Annotated in this window: 1 protein-coding gene; it reads left to right on the forward strand. The window is 71.1% G+C overall.

The window, feature by feature from the left end; genetic code table 11:
- Positions 1-88: 88 nt before the first annotated feature.
- Entirely contained in the window at positions 89-310 is a 222-nt protein-coding gene (locus tag C1J00_RS44155; RefSeq protein ID WP_342751828.1) for a hypothetical protein, read from the forward strand.
- The last annotated feature ends 81 nt before the right edge of the window (positions 311-391 follow it).

Raw genomic sequence — 391 nt, forward strand, 5'->3', positions numbered from 1 at the left:
AGATGTGTATAACAGACAGGTGTACAGCCCCGTCTCTTACAGGCGTCGCTGCTGGTGACACGCCAGTCGCCGCCGCCACGCTGGCGGCATGCACAGTCCTTCCCCCCAGCGGCACCGGCCGGTCTCCTCCGGTCCCGTCTCCCCCGCCGAGTTCGCCATGGCGTTCACCTCGACCCCGCGCGGCGCCCGCCTCGCCCGGCTCTTCGTCGCGCAGTGTCTGGACTCCTGGGGCCACCCCTACGACAGCGACGTCAACGAGACGCTGACCCTGATCACCGCCGAGCTGTGCGCCAACGCCGTCCGGCACTGACGCGTGCCCGGACGGGACTTCTGCGTCCGGCTGGCCGCCGAGGCGGACGGCGGGCGGCTACGCGTGGAGGTCTCCGACACC

The sequence above is a fragment of the Streptomyces cahuitamycinicus genome (genome assembly GCF_002891435.1).
Taxonomy (GTDB): Bacteria; Actinomycetota; Actinomycetes; order Streptomycetales; family Streptomycetaceae; genus Streptomyces; species Streptomyces cahuitamycinicus.